The organism is Microtetraspora sp. AC03309, from assembly GCF_020826795.1.
Classification (GTDB): Bacteria; Actinomycetota; Actinomycetes; order Streptosporangiales; family Streptosporangiaceae; genus Microtetraspora; species Microtetraspora glauca.
Genome location: NZ_JADDIL010000511.1, coordinates 1 through 453 on the forward strand (window position 1 = coordinate 1; position 453 = coordinate 453).

The 453-nt window shown below is 64.2% G+C and carries 1 protein-coding gene; it reads right to left on the bottom strand.

Translation table 11 applies throughout. The features are described from left to right. Positions 1–7 precede the first annotated feature (7 nt). Positions 8–340, bottom strand: a complete 333-nt coding sequence (locus IMZ11_RS44115) for a helix-turn-helix transcriptional regulator (protein WP_054603335.1) — start codon at positions 338–340, stop codon at positions 8–10. Positions 341–453 lie beyond the last annotated feature (113 nt).

Here is a 453-nt window from a genome sequence, read left to right on the forward strand (position 1 = left end):
GGGGCCGTCAACCGGTGGCACCGGATTCACGGTTCGCCTGCGCGACTATCGCATCGAGCAGGCCGGGCATCGCGACGTTCACCTCACGCACACGCAGCCTCTGGTGGATATGGCCTTCGCTGACGACACGCTCGGTAAGCCCGGCGTCGCGCAAGATGTTGAAGTGGTGGGTGGCCGTCGACTTGTTGATGCCGTCATAGAGCGCGGCACACTTCACCGGCTCACCGGCATCGTGTAGCCGTCGCACCATCTCCAGCCGGACCGGGTCTTGCAGGGCGGCCAGCAACTGCGACAGGGCAGCGACCGGACTCGGCGCCTCGACCGCCGGAACGTCTGCCATGAGCGTCCCCTGTCACCGGAAAATAAGTTTGATGAACGTCGAACCCCGCGTAGGCTCGGCCAGGTTCGATGAACATCAAACCTACCGGACGGGGAGTGGCGATGGCGCAGATT

Coding starts and splice junctions, on each gene's coding strand:
- IMZ11_RS44115 (WP_054603335.1), bottom strand. CDS start 340: ATGGCAGACGTTCCGGCGGTCGAGGCGCCGAGTCCGGTCGCTGCCCTG.